Annotated in this window: 13 protein-coding genes; 5 read left to right on the forward strand and 8 right to left on the reverse strand. The window is 60.2% G+C overall.

Features of this window, described 5'->3' with window-relative positions:
• Nucleotides 1–32 precede the first annotated feature (32 nt).
• The 5 genes from BK667_RS32155 to BK667_RS32185 form a co-directional block, all read right to left on the reverse strand.
• On the reverse strand, nucleotides 33–2,216 hold the full coding sequence (locus BK667_RS32155) for an RHS repeat-associated core domain-containing protein (protein WP_259698295.1): 2,184 nt from the start codon (nucleotides 2,214–2,216) through the stop codon (nucleotides 33–35).
• A 147-nt stretch (nucleotides 2,217–2,363) separates the two neighbouring features.
• Complete coding sequence (locus BK667_RS33775) at nucleotides 2,364–2,825, reverse strand: hypothetical protein (protein ID WP_259698296.1); 462 nt, start codon at nucleotides 2,823–2,825, stop codon at nucleotides 2,364–2,366.
• A gap of 46 nt (nucleotides 2,826–2,871) precedes the next feature.
• On the reverse strand, nucleotides 2,872–5,568 hold the full coding sequence (locus BK667_RS32160; protein WP_123600002.1) for an RHS repeat-associated core domain-containing protein: 2,697 nt from the start codon (nucleotides 5,566–5,568) through the stop codon (nucleotides 2,872–2,874).
• Nucleotides 5,565–10,040 carry a SpvB/TcaC N-terminal domain-containing protein gene (locus tag BK667_RS32165; protein ID WP_123600003.1) on the reverse strand — a complete coding sequence of 1,492 codons (4,476 nt, stop codon included), beginning with the start codon at nucleotides 10,038–10,040 and terminating at the stop codon, nucleotides 5,565–5,567. Before BK667_RS32165 ends, BK667_RS32160 begins: the two co-directional genes overlap by 4 nt.
• Nucleotides 10,041–10,975: 935 nt before the next feature.
• Nucleotides 10,976–12,499: a fumarate hydratase gene (locus tag BK667_RS32185; RefSeq protein ID WP_003214142.1), complete on the reverse strand. Its 1,524-nt coding sequence runs from the start codon at nucleotides 12,497–12,499 to the stop codon at nucleotides 10,976–10,978.
• A gap of 717 nt (nucleotides 12,500–13,216) precedes the next feature.
• Here BK667_RS32185 and BK667_RS32190 point away from each other — a divergent pair.
• Genes BK667_RS32190 through BK667_RS32200 form a run of 3 tightly spaced genes read left to right on the forward strand, consistent with a single transcriptional unit; the run spans nucleotide 13,217 to nucleotide 16,032 of the window.
• A complete protein-coding gene (locus BK667_RS32190) occupies nucleotides 13,217–14,323 on the forward strand; it encodes a GGDEF domain-containing protein (RefSeq protein WP_123600005.1) in 1,107 nt (368 codons plus the stop codon).
• Nucleotides 14,316–15,251 (forward strand): iron-sulfur-binding ferredoxin reductase, encoded by a 936-nt coding sequence (locus BK667_RS32195; RefSeq protein ID WP_123508566.1) that lies wholly within the window; start codon nucleotides 14,316–14,318, stop codon nucleotides 15,249–15,251. Before BK667_RS32190 ends, BK667_RS32195 begins: the two co-directional genes overlap by 8 nt.
• 31 nt (nucleotides 15,252–15,282) lie before the next feature.
• Nucleotides 15,283–16,032, forward strand: a complete 750-nt coding sequence (locus BK667_RS32200) for an enoyl-CoA hydratase-related protein (RefSeq protein WP_123600006.1) — start codon at nucleotides 15,283–15,285, stop codon at nucleotides 16,030–16,032.
• Nucleotides 16,033–16,226: 194 nt separating this feature from the next.
• On the opposite strand, the gene BK667_RS32205 is transcribed toward BK667_RS32200, so the two are convergent.
• Nucleotides 16,227–17,531: a delta-60 repeat domain-containing protein gene (locus BK667_RS32205; RefSeq protein ID WP_123600007.1), complete on the reverse strand. Its 1,305-nt coding sequence runs from the start codon at nucleotides 17,529–17,531 to the stop codon at nucleotides 16,227–16,229.
• 184 nt (nucleotides 17,532–17,715) lie between these two features.
• Nucleotides 17,716–19,167: a pyruvate kinase gene (gene pyk / locus BK667_RS32210; RefSeq protein ID WP_123600008.1), complete on the reverse strand. Its 1,452-nt coding sequence runs from the start codon at nucleotides 19,165–19,167 to the stop codon at nucleotides 17,716–17,718.
• A 157-nt stretch (nucleotides 19,168–19,324) separates the two neighbouring features.
• Between pyk and BK667_RS32215 the strand changes: the two genes are divergently transcribed.
• Together BK667_RS32215 and BK667_RS32220 are read left to right on the forward strand one after the other, a co-directional pair.
• A complete protein-coding gene (locus BK667_RS32215) occupies nucleotides 19,325–19,702 on the forward strand; it encodes a tetratricopeptide repeat protein (protein ID WP_123508562.1) in 378 nt (125 codons plus the stop codon).
• Nucleotides 19,703–19,947: 245 nt separating this feature from the next.
• Nucleotides 19,948–20,307: a PilZ domain-containing protein gene (locus BK667_RS32220; protein WP_123600009.1), complete on the forward strand. Its 360-nt coding sequence runs from the start codon at nucleotides 19,948–19,950 to the stop codon at nucleotides 20,305–20,307.
• A gap of 149 nt (nucleotides 20,308–20,456) precedes the next feature.
• On the opposite strand, the gene BK667_RS32225 is transcribed toward BK667_RS32220, so the two are convergent.
• On the reverse strand, nucleotides 20,457–20,822 hold the full coding sequence (locus BK667_RS32225) for a DUF6124 family protein (RefSeq protein WP_123508560.1): 366 nt from the start codon (nucleotides 20,820–20,822) through the stop codon (nucleotides 20,457–20,459).
• Nucleotides 20,823–21,074: the final 252 nt, after the last annotated feature.

A 21,074-nucleotide genomic window follows, 5' to 3' on the forward strand; every position in this document is an offset into this window, starting at 1 on the left:
GATCCTCCTCTGCCAGCGCACGGGTCAATCACTCATCTTCGGGACGCCTTCGAAGCCGACTTCGCTTGACGGGCCAGAAACTGATTGTCTGTGGTGCCCATTTCCTTGTAATAAGCCATACCCTTTTGAATGCGGCTTATGTAGTCGAGGGTTTGGCTGGTGGCTTGTTGCAAACCGGCCCGGGTGATCGGCTCCAGCATGGCTTTGGGGGTCATGAAGTTGACGTTGGGTATGACGTCGGCCGGGTTGACGGTATCGGTGCCCAACGCATCGAATGCATTTTGTGCCCAGGCCCAGCGTTGCTCGGTCGCGGCTTTCCATTCAGCGGCCATGGCCTCGATCTTGGCGATCTTGACCGGGTCGAGGCGATTTTTGATGTCTTCGGCTTCCACCGCACGGGCAAACATATTCAGCGTGCCGGGAATGATCGATATCCAGGTGGCCATTATCCGGTTCATCACAAACTCCGGATTGAGCACGGCGTTGAGTGCCGGGTGAATCACCTCGTCCTTGATACTTCTCCAGTTGGGCTGTATTTCGTTAGCGGCGGCCGAGACACCCAACGCGCTGTCAATCGCTGCAATGGACATCTTCGAGGTTTGCGGGATGAGCGAGGAGATAAAGCCGACGCTGTCGACTAACGGCCCTCCCACCGCGCCAGACACATCCCCGGCGAGATTGCCGACGGTCAACGCGTGGGAATCCAGGTATTGAACGGTATGAGGGACGCTGGCAAAACGCTCCCCGGACATCTTTGTGGCTCTTGCTCCGGCTTCATAGCCGAGAACTCCCGGAGCCGTCTCCCCCACCAGGTTCTTGAATAGACTTCTGACGATGTTCTTCTGATGAATGATGTTGTCGACCTGTCCGAGTGTTTGCTCTGACAAACCACCCAGGACGGAAATAAAACCCGAGTAGAGAAAAATCACGCTTTCTTCCCTGGCACCGCCCTCGGGGTCCACATAGCGCAGCGGATTATTCCCCACCATCGCAAACATATTCAGCCCATCCACATCCCCGCCCGGATCGGCACTGACCCAACGCTGCAACCACGGCGCGTAATACCGGGCGCCGTAGTAATACAACCCGCTGACATCCATTTCCTTGCCCGAATAACGAATGGTTTTGTAATCCACCTCCACCGCCGAACGCGCCGCCCACCACGCCGTACCGCCGAAGGGGTAGTAGATTTCCTGGCTGATCAGCGCGCCGTTGCGGTCCAGTTCCAGCGTGCTGGAACCCAGATGATCGTCGAGGCTGTAGCGCAATTGATCCTGCTCGATGGCCGTCGGTTTGCCCTTGACCCAGTGCAGGCAACGCACGTTGCCCAGGGTGATGACGTGCAGTTCTTCGCTGTCGTCCAACGTGCGGATTTCCAGCCCCGGCAAGTAACGCACTTGCCGCACATGGGACACCGATTGCGCCTGGGTCACCAGCCGTTTGCTTACGCGCTGACCCTGGCTGTAGACATAGGTTTCTTCATCGTTGGGGCCACCGCTGCGTTCCACCAGCCGGGCCACCGCCAATTGATCGCGACTGTTCCAGGTCAGGGGCTGGCCTTTTTGCAGCCACAGCAGATTGCCGTGGGCGTCGAAGTGTTCGTCGAACACCGGCTCCGGCTCGCCTTCAACCCAGCGCACGCCACGGTTGCTGTCGGGGGCGATGTGCGTCGTTTGCGTGTGATTGTTGCCGTCGCGCACATGGCGTAGGGTCCGCAGATTGCCACCGGTGTCGTACTCATACTGCTGGGTGTAGTTGTAGAGTCGGCCGGTGTCGATGGGCGTGATCGGGGTCGGCAAGCCGGGGCGCAGGTTCGGTGTATCGGTTTCAAAACCGCTGGCACTGCGCAACTGGTACAGGGAGTCGTAGCTGAATTCGCGATGGCCATCGACCCGCTGGTTGGCGAAGAACGCCGGAGTAAAGGCCAGGTCGTCGATGGCCAGCACATTGCCGACCCGATCGTAGTGGTAGCCGAGGTTTTGCAGCGGCGTCCGGCTGGGAAAACCGGCGTGTTGCTGGCTGAGTCGACCGTCGGCCGGGTCGTAGGTCCAATGGCTGATCACGCCATTGTTCGCGTGCTGTTCGATCAACTGGCCAGCAGCGTTGTAGTGGGCATCGGTCACGATGTCTTGCGCCACGTCAGTGGGCGTGATCTTCAACTGCAACCGGTTGAGTTGCCCGGCGATGTCAAAGCCAAACAGTTGCTGATGCGCCATGGCATCGGTCTGCTCCAGCACGGCACCGAGGGGACTAAAGGTTCGGTGGCTGGCATGGGACGCGCCGCCGGCAAAGGTTCGGGTATCGTCCAGTACCTGGCCGCCCAGGCTATAGCTGTCGAAGCTGACGCTGCCCGACAGGTCGACTTACTCGACCAGTTGCCCGCGCAAGTTGTGGCCGGCGGCCGCCGTGGCATTGGCATAGGTGAAGCGCTCGACGTTCGGTTGGGCATTTTCCTGGAGGGCAATCACGCGCAACTGGTCGTCGTAGGTGGTTTGCCAATGCGTGCCGCGCAGGTCCCAGCGTTGCAACCCTTCACCGGCCACGCCGGCCAGGCTCAAGCGCCAACCGGCATCAACGCTGTCCACCCGAACCGCTTCGCCGGACAGGCGATAAATCGTCGCCAGGTTGGGTTTGGGCGCGAGGCCGAACAGCCTCGGGTCCCACTGGGCAACCGATCGGCCAGGCACGTCATGCTGCTGGCGGGTGATGAGGGCTTGTGCCGCAGCGCCCGCATCCTGGCGCCAATAGGCGACTTGCCTGACGGGCAAGCCGCGACTGTCGATGGCGTTCAACGTCGGGGTTCGGCTGTGAATGTTCTGACACATGGATGAGTCTCGTCCGCTGTGAAGTTGAGTGGCGTATGGATGGGGGTCACGCCATCGATACAGACCCGGTTCTCTGAGGGAACCTTATTCTGGGCTTGGGCACCGGTTTGATCTGCGTGCTGGCGATTTGCTCGGCCAATTCGGCCACGTCGGCCAAGCGCTGGTTGGCGCTCCCGGCTTCTTTGAGCTCATGGCTGATATCCGCAGCCGCCGCCAGCACTTGGTCGATCGCTTCAAAGGGGTCAATGCCGGTGTTCATCAGCTTTATCACTTCGCGCTGTGTCTGCGCCTTCAAATCATCCAGCTGCTTGTAGAAAATATCCCGCAGCTGATCCGGATAGGCACCGATGAGGTCATGGGTGTGTTTGATTTTTTCGAGCAGTTTGGCGCCACCGCTGGCAAGGCTTTTGGCCCCCTCGGACAGCCTGTCGGCCGTCTCCGCGAGCGTTTGCATGCCGTCCTTGAGTTCCCGGGTATGAAGCACCTGCACGCTTTTCAGGCCTCTTTTGAAGAAAATGTAACGCACCACGGGTAAAGCAATGGCGCCTGCAACCATCCCGACCGCTCCACCGATTGCGTTGCCGATGCCTGGCACGATAGTGCCCACCGCCGCGCCAGCCGAGAACCCTGCGCCCATGCCTGCAAAGATCGACCTGATGCCGCCACTGGAGCGGATGAATTTCCAGAAGGTCATGGTCTTGCGCAGCTCTTCGAGTTGCTCGGGATCGGCATCTTCGGGAACGAGCCCATCAAACTCCTCGGCCATGTTGTGTATCTGATCCGCCACCGTGCTGGCTTTTTTCATGTAGCCAGCAAACTTGCCGATAACCGACAGGATATTGGTCACGACCTTGCCCTGCCCGGTCTGGTCGACATACACCATCGGGTTATTACCCACCATGGCATACAGATTCAGCCCGTCCACATCCCCCGCCGGGTCGGCACTGACCCAGCGCTGCAACCCCGCCGCGTAATACCGGGCACCGTAGTAATACAGGCCGCTGTCGTCCATTTCCTTGCCCGAATAGCGCACGGTCTTGTAGCTGACTTCCAGCTGTGAAGCGGCCGTCAGCCAGGCCGTACCACCGAACGGGTAATAGCCTTCATGGCTGATCACCCGCGCCTGTTGATCGAGTTCCATTGCGCAGGAGTCCAGGGCGTCGACGAGGCTATAGCGCAGTTGATTGGCTTCGATTGCGCCGGGTTGCCCCTGCGCCCAATGCAAGCAGCGCACCTGGCCACGGCCGCCCGGCAAGGTGATCACGTGCAGTTCTTCACCGTTGTCGCGGGTGCGAATTTCCAGCCCTGGCAGGTACAGCACGTCGTGGTAATGCGTGGTCGAAGGCGTGTGGGTCCTGTGGCTTTTACAGACGCGCCGGCCCTGGCTGTAGAGGTAGGTTTCGGCGTCGTCGGGCAAACCATTGCCGTGTTCGAGCAGGGTGACCTTGCTCAGTTGGTCACGGGGGTTCCAGCTCAGCGGCTGGCCCCGTTGCAGAGCCAGCAGGTTGCCGTTGCGGTCAAACAGTTCGTCGATGACCGGTTGCGGGTCGCCTTCTTGCCAGCGCACGCCGCGATTGCTCGAAGGGTCGATGAACATCTGTCGGGTGTAACTGGCGCCCTCGCGTTCATGAACCAGCCTGATCAGGTTACCGCCCGGGTCATAGTCGTAGTGTTGCGTGTAGTTGCGCCGATCATTCGGATCGCCGGGCAATGGCCGTCCCGGCAAGTCCGACGGCGGGGCGGTGTCATGGCCGGTGGCGCTACGCAGTTGGTATTGCGAGTCGTAGCTGAAGTCGCGGTGGCCGTCGATGCGCTGGTTGGCAAAATGGAACGGCGTGAACCCATGGTCTTCGATGCGCACCACATTGCCCATCGGGTCATAAAAATAGGCGAAGTCCTGCAGGGCTTTTTCCGGGTTCTTTTGCGCCTTCAGATGGCTCAGGCGCCCGTCGGCCGGGTCATAGCTCCAAGTGCTGAGTACGGCGTTACCCGCACGTTGTTCGATGATCTGGCCGGCGGCGTTGTACCGGGCATCGATGAGGATGTCCTGGGCCGCGCTGTCAGCGTCGATTCGCAGCTGAACCTGCTTGAGTTGCCCGGCGACATCATGGCGAAACCGCTGTTGATGACCCCGTGCATCGGTCTGCTCCAGCACCACGCCGAGCGCGCTGACAACTTGCCGGCTGGAATAGGGCTGGCCCTCGGCAAACGCACGGCTTTCGCTTAATGCCTGTCCGTCCAGGCTGTAGCTGTCCAAGCGCAGGCTGCCCGATGGATCGAGATGCTCGATCAGTTGGCCGCGCAGGTTGTGCCCTGGGTCGGCCGAGGCGTCGGCATAGGTGAAGCGCTCGACGTGGGGCTGGGCGTTTTCCTCGACGGCAATCACGCGCAGTTGGCCGTCATAGGTGGTTCGCCCATGATTGCCGCGGGTGTCCCAGCGCTGAAGCATTTCGCCGGCCACCCCGGCCAGGCTCAAGCGCCCGCCGGCGTCGACGCTGTCGGTACTGATGACGTCGCCGGACAGGCGATACACCGTGCTCAGGTTGGGCCTGGGCGCATGGCCGTAGAGACGCGGGTCCCATTGGGCGGTCAGGCGGCCAGCGCGGTCATGCTGCTGGCGGGTGATCAGGGCTTGCGCTGTTGCGCCGGGCACGGTGCGCAAGTAGGCGACCTGGCCAATGGGCAGGCCGCGACTGTCATTGACCGCCAGCGCAGGCGTGCGCCAATGCACGGTGTTGTTCATGGCTCAAGCGTCTTGGGAGTGGTGGGCTCTGGTGGTTCGTAGGTGTCGTTGAAGTCGTGACTGGCGCGATACCAGGGGTGCAAGGTGTCGAACGACTCATAGCCCTTGGCATTGATCAATTTGAACGGGCGCCCGAGTGCGTCGTAGAACTGTTGATCGTGGTAGCCGAACAGGCGAAAGGACTGGTCGCGGATATAGCCGTGGGTGTTGCAGAAGTAGGGGCGGAACACACGGGTCACGGCGCCCTTGTTGTTGTATTCGACGCGCTCGCTGATCCGCCAGCGCGGGTCGGCCTGTTTCTCTACCGGTTTGCCGTCCACCAGTTCCAGTTCGAGGTTTGCATCGGCACTGTAAGCCAGCCCCGGTTCGACCTTTTGCTGGGTTTGCAGCGCGCGCCCGAAACCATCCACGCAGGCCTTGGTGATCTGGATCTGCTGCAACGGGTCATCGGGGTAACGGTCGGCGGTGAGGACCACGCTGTGCACCGGTTCCCGGGGTGTTGTCGCGATGAGTTCCTTGAGTGCCTGTTCGGCGGCGGTCCGCGACTTGAGCCGGGTCAGGCGCGTACGGGCGCTGGCGCGAATGTGCAGGCTCGGCAAGAGGTAACCGTCGGCGATCCAACCCGTCAGCCAGGCTGAAGTTTGCCGGACGGATTCGTCGAGCCGGCCCATCCAGCTGAACAAGTCCTTGCGCAGGACGCTGGCGGTTTTTTGCAGTGCCGTCGAGGGATTGTCGATGGCCGGATCGGGGAGCAGATTGCCGGGACGAATGTATTCCTCCAAAGGCCTGAAACCAACTCGTTGGCCCTTTTCAGTGCCGTAGAAACTGATGGCGAGCGGTTGGCCGGAAGGTTCGTAAATCGCTTCTTCTACGTTGTCGTTGGCATCGATCAGACGCAGCGGTTGCAGGGCGTGATAGTCATACTCGGCCCGCGTGGTGCAGCCGTCCGGCAAAGTGACTTCGGTGATCGCCAGGTTGTACGGGTCGTACTTGGCCTGGGTGATCCCATGGCTTTGGGTCTCGTGGAAGTTTTGTACCTTGTAGAAGTCGTCCAGGTCGCCGTACTCGGCGAAACCGTACAGGGCGGACCAGAGGTTTTTTTTCTGGTCTTCCCCGGTATCCGGTTCAAGAAACAGCGGCATGGGCGCATAACCGATCTTCGCCAGCTCGGCGCGGATGTCGAACGGCGCGGGCAGTGCGTTGTAGGCGTTGAGCGCGGTTTCATCCAGCTGCGCGAGTTCCTGGGGCGCGGCCAGCGCTTCGAAGTCGGCGGTGCCGTCGGGCAGAACGCTGCGGTCCGACGTTTTAAGGTAACGCTGCACGGCTTGCCGGGTCAGTTCGCGGGCGTTGTTCCACGGGGCGCTGGCCTGATGGGCAAGCAGTAACTCGTAATTGATTTGCTCTGGGTTGAGCCCCGTAGGCAACGATCCCTTGGGCAGTTTCAAGGCATTGCCGCGCTGGCGATAAGGCAACCCCAGGCGCCAGCCTTGCGCATCGGTCAGGTGAATGAACTCGGCGCGGGTTTCGCTCAGGTAGTAAGACTGCTGCGCCGGGTCATGGGCGTCGCGCCACCAGGTTTGTTCGTCCGGGTCATCGAAGGGGGGCGCGTCGAGTTCGGTCTTGCGCCGGGCGTAGTGGACGGTGAGGGCATGGGTCGGCAGGCCAAAGGCGTCCAGGCTCAGGGTGATGTCGTGCTGGCACAGCGGGTCATCGATAAAGCGTTCGTAGTGGTAGCTGAGTTTTTCCAGTGGCGAGGGCATCAGCACGGCATAAGGCGAGTGCTCGTCGATGGCACGTAACTCACGAACCTTGTAGCGATACTCCTCCACCTGAAAGGGCCGGTCGTCGTTCAGCCCATAGGTTTCCATGCGCATCACGGAACCGGCGAGGGCACGTGCGATTTCTCGGGAGGTGGCTTGGTCCGCAGTGATCGGTTCATCGACCCCATCGTTGGCGTGGTAGCGACAGAACAACGTATTGTCCAAGGGCCTGGCGTCGTCATCGCGGCCGAAATAATCTTCTCGCGGCATGTCCACGCTGCGACCCGTATGGAACCAGGTGCAGACCAGCGCCGGTTCCGTGAAACCGATGTCGTCCTTGGCTTGCACGACTTCGCTGTCGGTCTGGCGCACCCGGCCGAAGCCGCGTAACTCACGCTCGAAACCATCGTAGTAACCGTGACTGTAGGTGAGGGTTTGGGTGAGGACGTTGCCGGTGATCTCGTCCTTTTGCTGCTGTTTACTGACGACTTGAACCGGGAACGGCAGGGATGACACCGCAAACATTTTGCGCTGGAGTAACTGCCGTTTTTCATCTAGCCATTCCTGCGCCGAACTGCGGTACATCACTTGGGTTGCAAGGCCCATATTGTTGTTGCTGGCGCTCAGCAGGTAAGGCTTGGTGCCGACAAAGTCATAGCGCCAGTGGCGCGGCTTCATGTGCGGCACGCTCAGGATCAAACTGCTGCAACCCAGGCCCTGAAGGTCGGCGAGGGTCACCTGACACAGGTTGTCGTAGCGCACGCCTTCAGGCCATGGCACCTGCACCGGGGTTTGCTCCAGCCCGCTGCCGCCATGGTTGAAGTAGAGGTCGAAACCGGCGGACTTCAGGTAAATCAGCGCCGGTGCCCCGGAGCCGTCGAGGTCGGCAATGCGCACCCGCGCGGCATCGAATTCGGCATAGCTGAAGGGCAGGGCGCTCATCACGAAACCCTGGCCGAAGCGGCCGTGACCCAGGTTGGGCCAGCATTTGATTTCATTGTGGCGAATGCGGCACAGCTCGCTCATGTCGCTGGCGAGCATGTTGCCCAGGAACACCAGTTCGGTGGGCACATCGCTGAACAGCGGCAAGCGGTCATCGTCCGGGGTGTGGGGCACGTCCTCACCCTTGGCGAAACCATCGGCGCGGCGGTTGGCGTACAGGCGCACGCTCTTGGGGCCGATCAGCGCCAGGGAACTGAGGCCGTCGCCGCTCAAATCGCCGAGTTGCGCCAGGGTATTGAAGTACTCCACCGGGAACGCGTTGAACGGGATGAAGCCTGACCAGGTGCGGTCCGGGTTCAGGGCGTGGAAACCGCTGAGGCCCGGTTGAGCGATGACCCAGTCCAGGCGCCCGTCGCCGGTCAGGTCGGCGAGGGTTTGTTGCACCGCTTTGTTCTGGTCGGCGCGGGGGATCTGGCTCAACTCGGTCCAGGGGCCATAGTCGATGGCATCACCACCGGACTCGGCACGCAGCGGCTCGCGGTAAAACCAGGCCTGATCGTAGCGGCACAGAAAACCCGGCAGGCCCTCGCCGAACAGATCGAGGCATTGATAGCGTTGCCCGTCTTCCAGGCCAGGCATGTTTTCCTGGGGCAACAAGGGCGCCGGTTGCGTATTGAGCGTGAACGCCGAGTAATCGAACTCCATGGGCGGCCGGTGTTCCACCGCGCCGCTGGCGTCGTAGGCCTGATAGTGCGCGGCCGCCAGTTGGTTGTAGCCCAGCGAGGTGGGGCGGTATTCCAGTAGCAGCCGTCGCACCAGTACCGGGTTCGCCCCCAGTTCCTGCGGGAAGTGATGGAACATCAACACCTGATGACACAGGCGCCGGGTGCCCACTTCGAAGCCGTTGCCGTAGGTGTGGAACGGATCGCTGCGCACCGGCCACGGGGTCAAGGGCTCGTAGGTCGGTTTTAGTTCCCGGTCCAGAGTGCGTTCGCCGTAGTCGAACAGCAGATGGAAATGCCACGCCGGCGAGGACGGCGGCTCGATCAAGCTATACAAATGGCTGCTGGCCTCGGCGTTGCCATACAGCACCTTTTGCAAGTAGCGCTGGGCCCGGTAGTCGTGGGGGGCTGGTGACGCCTCGTCGGCTTTGTACTCGTAGGCAATGTGCTCGCCATGGGCATTCAGGCTTTCCTGCAATAACCAGGACGCCACGCGCAACGGATCGCTGGGGTCGGCCACGCGCGCGGTATCGGTTTTGCCGAACAGGTGCAGGCTGCCGTCGATGCCGTGCACCAGCCAGAAACCTTGCGGGTTGGCATCGGAGTGCCAGAACTCGATCAACTCGAAGGTGGTTTCGACGCGGGGGAAATAACGCACCACGGCGTGGGACCCCATGGGCTCGCCACGGTAATGGGTTTCGGTCCTGGAGATGATTTGCCCTTGGGCATCCCGTTCGGGGCGCCACTGCTGGCCGTTGTGGCCGATCATCACGTCGTCATCGAGGTAACGCGGCACACCCTTGTGGGTCTGGCGGGAAATGGCGCCACTGTTCAACCCCCAGCCGATCCCGAACGGACCGTTACCGGCCTGGCTGTCATAGCTCAAGGTCAGGGCGGGATCGAACCCGCGTCCGGGCGACAGCGGCAGGGGCAACTCGAACGAAGCGCTGCCGGTGAAGCCAATCGAACCACTTTTTCCGACCATGGCAATCGAGGCGGTACGGGCAATGGAGGGCGTGGTGATGCTCAGTGCGGTGTGGTCTTCCATGCGGCGGATCCTGTTTCGGCCCTGGACCGGCATTCGGCAAAGGGTTTCGTGGTGGATCAACGCTATCAAGATGAAGGGGCGGCGTAACCTGTCAGATCTGACAGGTGGGGGTGGGGTTTTTAGAATGATTGGGTTGCAAGGTGTGGCGATTTATAGCGATTGCCGAAAACCACACTTCCCCTGTGGGAGCGGGCTTGCTCGCGAAAGCGGTGTGTCATTCAGCATTGATGTTGGCTGACAGGGCCACTTCGCGAGCAAGCCCGCTCCCACAGGGGATCACCGTCGAGCACAGATTTTGCGTTCACCGAAAATCAATGTAGGAGCGAAGCTTGCTCGCGAAAGCGGTGTGTCATTCAGCATTGATGTTGGCTGACAGGGCCCCTTCGCGAGCGGGCTCGCTCCCACAGTTGAGCTGTGTTGTTCACAATTTTTATGCGCAACTCCAATCCCCTGTGGGAGCGAGCCTGCTCGCGAAAGCGGTGTGTCATTCAGCATTGATGTTGGCTGACAGGGCCCTTTCGCGAGCAAGCCCGCTCCCACAGTTGAGCTGTGTTGTTCACAATTTTCATGCCCAACTCCAATTCCCTGTGAGAGCGAGCTTGCTCGCGAAAGCGGTGTGTCATTCAGCATCCATGTGGCTGACAGGGCCTCTTCGCGAGCGGGCTCGCTCCCACAGTTGAGCTGTGTTGTTCACAATTTTTATGCGCAACTCCAATTCCCTGTGGGAGCGGGCTTGCTCGCGAAAGCGGTGTGTCATTCAGCATTGATGTTGGCTGACAGGGCCCCTTCGCGAGCAAGCCCGCTCCCACAGTTGAGCTGTGTTGTTCACAATTTTTATGCGCAACTCCAATCCCCCTGTGGTGTTGGGGATTGGGCAAAAAAAACGGCCGGGTCATCTGGTGAGATGGCCCGGCCGTTTTTGGAGGTGTGGGTGCTTACTGCACTTCTACCGCCAGGCTTTCACTGATCTTTTTCTGCCAGATGGCAGGACCGGTGATGTGGACCGACTCGCCCTTACTGTCTACGGCAACGGTCACTGGCATGTCTTTAACGTCGAACTCGTAGATGGCTTCCATCCCCAGTTCGGCGAAGGCCACGACGCGGGATTTCTTGATGGCTTGCGCCACCAGGTAAGCCGCGCCGCCGACTGCCATCAGGTAAACGGCTTTGTGGTCCTTGATCGCTTCGATCGCAGTCGGGCCGCGCTCGGATTTGCCGATCATGCCCAGCAGGCCGGTTTGTTCGAGGATCTGACGGGTGAACTTGTCCATCCGCGTGGCAGTGGTCGGACCGGCAGGGCCAACCACTTCTTCGCGCACCGGATCAACCGGGCCGACGTAGTAGATGAAGCGACCTTTCAGGTCCACCGGCAGGGTTTCACCTTTGTTCAGCATCTCAACCATGCGCTTGTGCGCGGCGTCGCGACCGGTGAGCATCTTGCCGTTCAGCAGGACGGTTTCGCCCGGCTTCCAGCTCTGCACGTCTTCCGGGGTCAGGGTGTCGAGGTTGACGCGACGAGCCGACGGGCCGGCTTCCCAGACGATTTCCGGGTAGGCGTCCAGCGGTGGCGCTTCCAGCGAGGCCGGGCCGGAACCGTCGAGCACGAAGTGCGCGTGACGGGTGGCGGCGCAGTTCGGGATCATGCACACCGGCAACGAAGCGGCGTGGGTCGGGTAATCCATGATCTTCACGTCGAGCACGGTGGTCAGGCCACCCAGGCCCTGGGCGCCGATGCCCAGTTGGTTGACCTTCTCGAACAGCTCCAGACGCATCTCTTCGATACGGTTGGACGGGCCGCGCTTTTTCAGCTCGTGGATGTCGATGGATTCCATCAACACTTCCTTGGCCATCACCGCGGCTTTCTCGGCGGTGCCGCCGATGCCGATGCCGAGCATGCCCGGTGGGCACCAGCCGGCGCCCATGGTCGGAACGGTCTTCAATACCCAGTCGACGATCGAGTCGGACGGGTTGAGCATGGCCATTTTCGACTTGTTCTCGGAACCGCCGCCCTTCGCCGCCACGTCCACTTCCACGGTGTTACCCGGGACGATGGAGTAGTGGATCACGGCCGGGGTGTTGTCCTTGGTGTTTTTCCGAGCGCCCGCCGGGTCGGCGAGGATCGAGGCACGCAGGACGTTTTCCGGCAGGTTGTAAGCCTGGCGCACGCCTTGGTTGATCATGTCGTCCAGGCTCATGGTGGCGCCATCCCAACGCACGTCCATGCCCACGCGGACAAACACAGTCACGATGCCGGTGTCCTGGCAGATCGGGCGGTGGCCGGTGGCGCACATGCGCGAGTTGATCAGGATTTGCGCCATCGAATCACGGGCCGCTGGCGATTCTTCGCGCAGGTAGGCTTCGTGCATCGCCTGGATGAAATCAACGGGGTGGTAATAAGAAATGAACTGCAGGGCGTCGGCAACGCTCTGAATCAGGTCGTCTTGCTTGATCACGGTCATGAGTCGCGCTCCTCTAAAAGACGGGAACATTCTATGGGGCAGCTACAAGCCTTAAGTTTCAAGCTGCAAGTTCCAAGCAGTACGCGAACTGCCTCAGCTTGCCGCTTGAAGCTTGACGCTTGTAGCTGATCCTCTGGCACGCCGGGGCTGCTGGCGCGACGCTAAAAAGGCGCGGCAGTATAACGCGCCTCGCTGGCGGGTACACGCGCCGGCAGTCAATCGTTGGTCGTATAGGGCGGTCGTTGACGGAATCGGGTTACCCATTCGAGACCCACCCCTCACCCCAACCCTTTCCCCAGAGGGGAGAGGGGGAAAGGGGGCGGATCTTCATGCTGTTCAAAACCTGAGTTCGATTCGATGTTTCAGGTCGATGCAGGGCCAAGAACACCTCGGTCAATCCCCTCGCCCCTTTGGGGAGAGGGTGAAAGGGGGCCGATCTTCATGCTGTTCAAAACCTGAGTTCGATTCGATGTTTCAGGTCGATGCAGGGCCAAGAACACCTCGGTCAGTCCCCTCGCCCCTTTGGGGAGAGGGTTAGGGAGAGGGGGCGGTCTCAAGCTGTGAACACCATGCCCAGACACACAAGGGGCCATGCTTTTGACGCCAGTTTTCCGCTCCCAAAATTGAATGGTCATTTATCGGTCGCGCCACTAAAGTGGCAATCGGCCTGTAGAGTAGGACACTCTTTCAGCCTCTTTTCCTTCGGTGAGTCAACGATTGACCCATAACGCCATCCAGCGCCTGTTGCTCAAACGTTTTGCCCTCGCGGCCGGCACCTATGCCCTGGCATTACTGCTGCTGTGGCTGGCGTTTTTCACCGGGCACTTCGATGCGCCCCTGGCCAGCGTGGCCGTCGGCAGTGCGTTGGTGGTGATCAGTCAGGCGGCGTTGTTCGCGGTGTTCTACAGCGGGTGCAACCTGCGCTTCGCCGACCCGAGCCTGACCGAAGTCCAGGTGTTGCTGGGCCTGGGCTGGCAAACGTGGCTGATTTCTCATCTGGACGAGGCCCGCGGCGCGTTCCTGGTTTTCTATATCCTGATCCTGCTGTTCGGTCTGTTCCACCTGTCGCGCCGGGCCTTTGTGCGCTGTGCGCTGTTGGTGTTCTTCAGTTTCAGCGCCATCACGCTGTGGGAGGGCTACCACTTCCAGTTGCCCGACCCGGCCCTGGCGCTGTTGCAGGTGTGCGTGCTGTTTATCGTGCTGGTGTGGCTGGTGCTTTACGCCCGTTACGTCCAGGCCTCGCGCCAACTCATGCGCCAGCGGCGGTTCGCGTTGCAGGCGCATCAGGACACTCTGCGCGGGATGATGCGCCAACTCGAAGACCTGGTCGCCACCGACGAACTCACCGGCCTGTTCAACCGCCGCCACTTCCTGCGCCTGGCCTCCCGCGAGCTCAACGCGATGGACGCTGGCGTGGTGCACGGTCTGGCGCTGATCGACCTCGATCACTTCAAACGCATCAACGATGTGCACGGCCATGCTGCCGGCGATCAAGTGTTGCAAGCCTTCGCCGGCGTGGCCTCGGCCTGCTTGCGCGAAGGCGATGTGCTGGCCCGTTACGGCGGTGAAGAATTCGTGGTGTTGCTACCCGACTGTAACCCCGAACGCCTGACTTCCTGTTGCGAGCGACTGCGCATCGCGTTCACCGATGTCGAGTTGTTCGGCCTGAGCGTGAGCAACCTCAGCCTGAGCGCCGGCATGACTTTGCTGGAACTGGGCGACGACCTCGACGACGCTTTGCAACGTGCCGACCAGGCGCTGTACCGCGCCAAGCGTGACGGCCGCAATCGGTGCGCGGCGGCGTGGGAGAACGTCGATGCCTGAATTACGGGTTGGCGAACGCCAGTGGTCGGTGGCGGCGGGCAGCAACTTGCTTGATGCCCTGAATCAAAACGGCGTGTCGGTGCCTTACAGCTGCCGCGCCGGCAGTTGCCATGCGTGCCTCGTTCAATGCGTGCAAGGGTTGCCCAGCGACAGCCGCCCCGATGCCTTGAGCGCCGAACAGCGTCAGCAAGGCTGGCGCCTGGCCTGTCAGTGTTCGGTGATCGAAGACTTGCAGGTGCACACCTTCGACCCGCTACAGGACGGTCGCCCGGCAGAGGTCGCCGCCGTCGATTGGCTCAGCGCCAACGTGCTGCGGTTGCGCCTGATCACGCAACGTCCGCTGCGCTATGGCGCGGGTCAGCACTTGGTGTTGTGGGCCGGCAACGTGGCGCGGCCGTATTCCCTGGCCAGCCTGCCGGACGAAGACCGTTTCCTGGAATTCCACCTCGATTGCCGCCAGCCCGGGGAATTCAGCGACGCGGCGCGCCAATTGCAGATCGGCGACACCCTGGGCCTCGGCGAATTGCGCGGCGGCGCCCTGCATTACGACGCGGACTGGCACACTCGACCGTTGTGGCTGTTGGCCGCTGGCACCGGGTTGGGTCCGTTGTTCGGCGTATTGCGCGAGGCGTTGCGCCAGGATCACCAGGGCGCCATCCGAGTCATTCACCTGGCCCATGACGCCGACGAGCACTACCTGGCCAAACCCCTGCAAGCCATGGCCGCCGGCCGCGAAAACCTCACGGTCGAACTCTGGACCCCGGCCGAGTTGCCCCAGGCGTTGGCGCAACTGCGGCTTGTCTCCCGGCAAACCCTGGCCTTACTCTGCGGTGGCCCCGACAGCGTCGACGCCTTTGCCCGGCGCCTGTACCTGGCGGGACTGCCGCGCAATCAACTGCTGGCCGACGTGTTCCTGCCCCGTGGTTGAGCGCTGATCGTATAACGACGCGAGACCTGCCATGACCGATGCCATCCAACTTGAACGCGAACGCGGCCTGCTGACCCTGCGCCTCAACCGCCCCGACAAGAAAAACGCCCTGACCCGCGCCATGTACGCGCAACTGGCCAAAGCCCTGAACGAGGCCGACCAAGACCCTGAAATCAACGCGGTGTTGATCACCGGGTCTGCCGAATGCTTCACCGCCGGCAACGACATCGCCGACTTCCTCCAGCAACCACCGAGCAGCCTCGACAGCCCGGTGTTCCACTTCATGCTCAGCCTGCTCGACTGCCGCAAACCGGTGATCGCCGCCGTGGCCGGGGCAGCGGTGGGGATTGGTACCACGTTGTTGCTGCATTGCGATTTGGTCTATATCAGCCGCGATGCGCGGTTGCGCATGCCGTTCGTCAACCTCGGGTTGTGCCCCGAATTTGGCTCCAGCCTGATACTTCCGCGTCTGCTCGGGCACGCCAAAGCGGCGGAATTGTTACTGCTGGGCGAAGGTTTCAGCGGTGAACAAGCGGCGGAGTGGGGCATTGCCACTGAAGCGTTGGGCAGCGGCGAAGCAGCGTTGGCCAAGGCGCGGGAGATGGCGTTGCGGTTTGAGTCGTTGCCAACCGAAGCGGTGAGGATTAGCAAACAATTGATGAAAGCGCCGGACCGGGAATTGGTTCGTAAGGTGATCGAAGAAGAGGGCGCGTTGTTCACTCAACGGCTGCGCTCGCCGGAAGCGATGGCGGCGTTGTCGGGGTTTATCAACCGGCGTTGAGTCTTGCGGTGATTGGGCGGGCCTCGTCGCGAGCAAGCCCGCTCCCACATTTGGAACGCGTTCCCCTGTAGGAGCGAGGCTTGCCCGCGAAGGCGCCCGTCCAGACAACACATCCCCCGGATCAGAATGCAAAAAGCCCCGCCATTTTCATGGAGGGGCTCCTATTCCGGACCAGCAGACGCCACCTGCGATACTCAGGGTATAACGGCACGCAACAGTTCGAACCCGGAAAGCAAATAGATGCGTTTGTCGTGAATCACTGCGGCACCCATAAAGCCGAAATCCTCCCCGGAAAAGCGAAAGGTTGGTTTGCCCTGAGCAAAATCAGTGTCGGGAACACCTTCGTTTGATAAACGAGTCAAGGTGGATTCCCCACCTGCCGCGCCGATGAGTAAGATCCTGGCTTGTGGCTGTACAACGATAGCGCTCGCCCATCCGCTCAAGTCGCCGTCAACCTCAGCTATAAACGGTTTACCCTTATTGAACTGAATATTCGGGGTGCCGTTGCTTTCTATGCTGATCAAAAGACCGGAGGATTCTTTGGGATCGACATTACTGCTGCCACATAGCAACAGACGCCCATTGGGTTGCACGCACATATTTGGCAGCAGATATTCGATATCCTTTGTTCTCGGTAGCTCCAGGACGCCTTCTTCAGCAAACTTTAGATCCAGTACGCCTTCGTCGGTAAGTTTGAGCACCACGCTCCTGTCAAATATGGTGTGTGGTACATCGGCAGTACCGCAGATGGCGAACTTGCCGTCCTCAACGGCAACGACTTTGTTGTACGCCATATTTGAATACGGGAACACAATCTTAGCGTATCCCGCATTACCAAATAGAGGGTCTATAACACCATCACGCGTAAGGCAAACAACTTCTTGAGTAAACACGCCGTCGTGATCAAATGTCATTAGTTTGATGATTCGTCCATCGGAAAGTACGCACATACGCATGTTTACGTTTACGTTTGCATTCGAAACGTTTTCAGCGTTTGGTGAATCTGGCGGCTGCTGTTCTTTTTTTCGGGTTGCGGTTGTTGAGCGTGGAGCTATCAGCACCTTACCGTCAGTGCCAAAGGTTTTGTCCAGTGAGCCATCTGCATTCAAGCGCACGAAACCGCAAAAACGCGAATTGCCGTCTTCAGGTTGATAATAGCCGCTGAGTAAAATTTTTCCGCCGGGCAGTTCAATCATGTCCTCAGCGAAGGAGGTGCTGCGATGGAGGAGTTCGTCAATGCCGAAAAATCCAGTCGCGAAACCGTTTTCGCCAAAGCTTTTGTCGATATCGCCGTTCAATTTAAGACGTAAAACGGCGAACAGGAAACGGAATTGCGGCTTCCACACGTGACCGTAAATTAGTAAATCTTTTTTTTCTGTCAGCGCCATATTGACCGGCGTGAATCTCAATTCAATCGAGGGAAGGCGAAGTCGTCCGTTATTTCCGAACGACAGATCAAGTTGGCCAGGATGGCTGGGAAGTGACATTGAAGATGTCATGGGGCGTTCCTTCTTTTGTGATGTTCGACCTAAGCATCACAAAGACATATCGGTACGCCTAGCTGTTAGTTCTGCCAGTTCTGATAAACGGTAAGGGAGCGCCCGAGAGAACATTTTCATCGGTGAAAACAACAAAGCCCCGCCATTCACATGGCGGGGCCTCTGTTTTGCAGCAAGCGGTCAATCAGACCATCGGATCGCCAACGTGCAGGATTTTCATCCCGTTGGTGCCGCCGATGGTGTGGTAGCTGTCGCCCTTGGTCAGGATGACCCAGTCGCCTTTCTCCACGACGCCGCGTTTGAGCAACTCGTCGATCGCGGCCTGGCTGACTTGCTCAGGTGGCAGCGATGCCGGGTCGAACGGTACGGTGTAGACGCCACGGAACATGGCCGCGCGGGCCTGGGTTTCGCGGTGCGGGGAGAACGCGTAGATCGGCACCGAGGAACGGATGCGCGACATGATCAGCGGCGTGTAGCCACTTTCGGTCAACGCGATGATCGCTTTCACGCCCGGGAAGTGGTTGGCGGTGTACATGGCCGCCAGGGCGATGGACTGGTCGCAGCTTTCGAAGACCTTGCCGATGCGGTGGCTGGAGGTCTTGCTGGTCGGGTGCTTTTCGGCGCCGACGCAGATGCGCGCCATCGCTTGCACGGCTTCCAGCGGGTACAGGCCGGCGGCACTTTCGGCCGAAAGCATCACAGCGTCGGTGTAGTCGAGCACGGCGTTGGCCACGTCGGACACTTCGGCGCGGGTCGGCATCGGGTTCTGGATCATCGACTCCATCATCTGGGTCGCAACGATCACAGCCTTGTTGTGGCGGCGTGCGTGCAGAATGATTTTCTTCTGAATGCCCACCAGCTCGGCGTCGCCGATTTCCACACCGAGGTCACCACGGGCAACCATGACAGCGTCGGAGGCTTTGATCAGCGCATCGAGGGTGTCGTCGTCGGCCACGGCTTCGGCGCGTTCGATCTTCGCCACCAGCCAGGCAGTACCGCCGGCCTCGTCGCGCAGTTGACGGGCGTATTCCATGTCGGCGGCGTCGCGCGGGAAGGACACGGCGAGGTAGTCGACTTCCATTTCGGCGGCGAGCTTGATGTCGGCCTTGTCTTTTTCAGTCAAGGCTGGCGCCGTCAGGCCACCGCCGCGACGGTTGATGCCTTTGTGGTCCGACAGCGGACCGCCGATCAGCACGGTGCAGTTCAGTTCGGTGGCAGTGGCGGTATCGACGCGCATCACCACGCGGCCGTCGTCGAGCAGCAGCTCGTCGCCCACGCCGCAGTCTTTGACCAGGTCCGGGTAGTCGATGCCGACCACTTGCTGGTTGCCTTCGGTCAGCGGATGGCTGGTGGAGAAGGTGAACTGGTCACCGATCTTCAGCTCGATCTTCTTGCCGGCGAATTTGGCGATACGGATTTTCGGGCCTTGCAGGTCACCCAGCAAGGCGACGAAGCGGCCGTGCTTGGCGGCGAGGTCACGCACCAGCTTCGCGCGAGCCTTGTGCTCGTCGGGGGTGCCGTGGGAGAAGTTCAGGCGGGCGACGTCCAGGCCAGCCAGAATCAGCTGTTCGAGAACTTCCGGCGAGTTACTGGCCGGGCCAAGGGTAGCGACGATTTTGGTGCGACGGACGGACATGCATAGACTCCTGAGTTCAAGCGCTGAGTGAGGCTACTATGCTCTCCCGTTGTAGTCATTGTTCGTTTGCACTACTTATTCGTTTTTATCTTTAAACGAACATTCCTGAAGATTTCCGCCAACGGGTCGATACAGAGCTCAAGACAGGAGAACCCTCATGCGATTTGCGCTCATAGCCGTCATTGCCCTCAGCGTCACGGGCTGCACCCGTTGGTCGATGAACCATCATTTGAATAACGCCTACAGCGCCTATGACCGGGGCAATTGCGAGCAGGTGATGCTCGAACTGTCCAAGGTTGACCGTGCCAGCCGCGCCCGGCGTTACGTGCAACCGGAAGTGTCGATGATGCGCGGCCAGTGCCTGGAACGGCAGAAGCTGTTTATCGACGCTGCCCAGACTTATCAGTACATCATTGCCTCGTACCCGGACAGTGAATACGCGTACCGCGCCCGTGCACGCCTGGAAACCCTGGAGTCACTGGGCCACTATCCGACCCGCAGCGCTGCGGCAGTGGTGCGGCCGACGCGCTTCTGATGACAGCTCTCATACAAAGTCTGGCTGACTGTATAGGTTCAGCTATAGTCGAATAAATCGGTGTTGGAGCCTTTGCTCCAGCCCGACGCAACACCTGCGACCGGCAGCGGTAGAAGTGGCTGCATTTTGCATGAACAGTCACACCGGAAGCGGGGAGAGCGGCCCATCCTGCCTTTAGAGAGCAGAAGGCCCGTTCCGAAGCATTAGTGCGGCTCTGCTTAAGAGCCTTGCGTAGCGAATTCAGCATGTTTACCGACCGCCGGATCGAGCGGCATCAACTGCCGTATTTTCTGAAAGTGTTCAACAGCGTCACCGATAAACCGATCGGCTTTCTGGGCAATGTTTCGGAAGACGGGATGATGCTCATCAGTCAATTGCCGATGATGATTGGCGCCGACTTTGACCTGCGCCTGAAAATCCCCGCCAGCGACGGTTGCCAGCAGGTCATCGATTTACGGGCAACGTGTTTGTGGTGCCATGAAGATGCGACCCCTCACCACTATGACGCCGGGTTCAGCCTGCAACGGGCACCGCCGGAGTATGGGCAATTGGTCTGTGCGTTGAGGCAGTACTTCAGTTTTCAACCGTTGCCTGCTTCGGCCTGATAGCGGCGTTGTTTGTGCGATTGCTTTCGCGAGCAGGCTCGCTCCCACAGTGGTTTTGTGTTGATCACCAAATGTGTGATTAACCCCAATCCCCTGTGGGAGCGAGCCTGCTCGCGAAGGCGTCAGCACAAACAACCCATCACTAACGGCTAAACCCCGCTAACCGCCGGCTCATTCTCCAGCGACTTCTCCACCAGCAACAACCCCATCTCACTCAACTGATAAATCGCCATCGCCAGGTGCCGTGGTTTGTTGTCCAGGCTTTCGGCCAGGTCGAGCAGCAGGATGCTGACCGAGGAAAAGGTTTCGTAGGTCTGGATGGTGATGGCCCGGGCGTTGGCTTCGGGGGCGACGGCGAACATTTTCATGGCACGGTCCTGTGGGGCACGCAAGTGGTGGGCATTGGGCTTGAGGTAATGGTCGAGGGCGCGGTCGGCGGCCTCGCGGAATTTTTTTGCATCGAGGGTGGCCGAAAACGAGTCCGTTTTCGGCGGATTGGGTGTGGCTTTGAACATATATTTCATTCCCTTTATTGAGCAGCCACCGTCTCGCGACTAAACGAGGGGTGGCGGCTGTACACAGGTTAGTCGACCGGAAGGGAATGCGAAAAAACCGGCGCGCCCGAGAGCGCCCTGCGCACAGCCACCATAACGTTCAGGAAGGGGGATAGGGACATCCCGACCGTCTGGCGTGCTTTGCACCTTCGCATCCACCTCCCGGGCGACTAAACCCGGCCGCTGCCAATCAGCGACACGAATCAAATTACG

It is taken from the genome of Pseudomonas frederiksbergensis, from assembly GCF_003732705.1.
Taxonomy (GTDB): Bacteria; Pseudomonadota; Gammaproteobacteria; order Pseudomonadales; family Pseudomonadaceae; genus Aquipseudomonas; species Aquipseudomonas frederiksbergensis_F.

Coding starts and splice junctions, on each gene's coding strand:
- BK667_RS32225 (WP_123508560.1), bottom strand. CDS start 20,822: ATGTTCAAAGCCACACCCAATCCGCCGAAAACGGACTCGTTTTCGGCC.
- BK667_RS32165 (WP_123600003.1), bottom strand. CDS start 10,040: ATGGAAGACCACACCGCACTGAGCATCACCACGCCCTCCATTGCCCGT.
- BK667_RS32155 (WP_259698295.1), bottom strand. CDS start 2,216: ATGGCGCATCAGCAACTGTTTGGCTTTGACATCGCCGGGCAACTCAAC.
- BK667_RS32215 (WP_123508562.1), top strand. CDS start 19,325: ATGCGATTTGCGCTCATAGCCGTCATTGCCCTCAGCGTCACGGGCTGC.
- BK667_RS32200 (WP_123600006.1), top strand. CDS start 15,283: ATGACCGATGCCATCCAACTTGAACGCGAACGCGGCCTGCTGACCCTG.
- BK667_RS32220 (WP_123600009.1), top strand. CDS start 19,948: ATGTTTACCGACCGCCGGATCGAGCGGCATCAACTGCCGTATTTTCTG.
- BK667_RS32185 (WP_003214142.1), bottom strand. CDS start 12,499: ATGACCGTGATCAAGCAAGACGACCTGATTCAGAGCGTTGCCGACGCC.
- BK667_RS33775 (WP_259698296.1), bottom strand. CDS start 2,825: ATGTGTCAGAACATTCACAGCCGAACCCCGACGTTGAACGCCATCGAC.
- BK667_RS32195 (WP_123508566.1), top strand. CDS start 14,316: ATGCCTGAATTACGGGTTGGCGAACGCCAGTGGTCGGTGGCGGCGGGC.
- BK667_RS32160 (WP_123600002.1), bottom strand. CDS start 5,568: ATGAACAACACCGTGCATTGGCGCACGCCTGCGCTGGCGGTCAATGAC.
- pyk (WP_123600008.1), bottom strand. CDS start 19,167: ATGTCCGTCCGTCGCACCAAAATCGTCGCTACCCTTGGCCCGGCCAGT.
- BK667_RS32205 (WP_123600007.1), bottom strand. CDS start 17,531: ATGACATCTTCAATGTCACTTCCCAGCCATCCTGGCCAACTTGATCTG.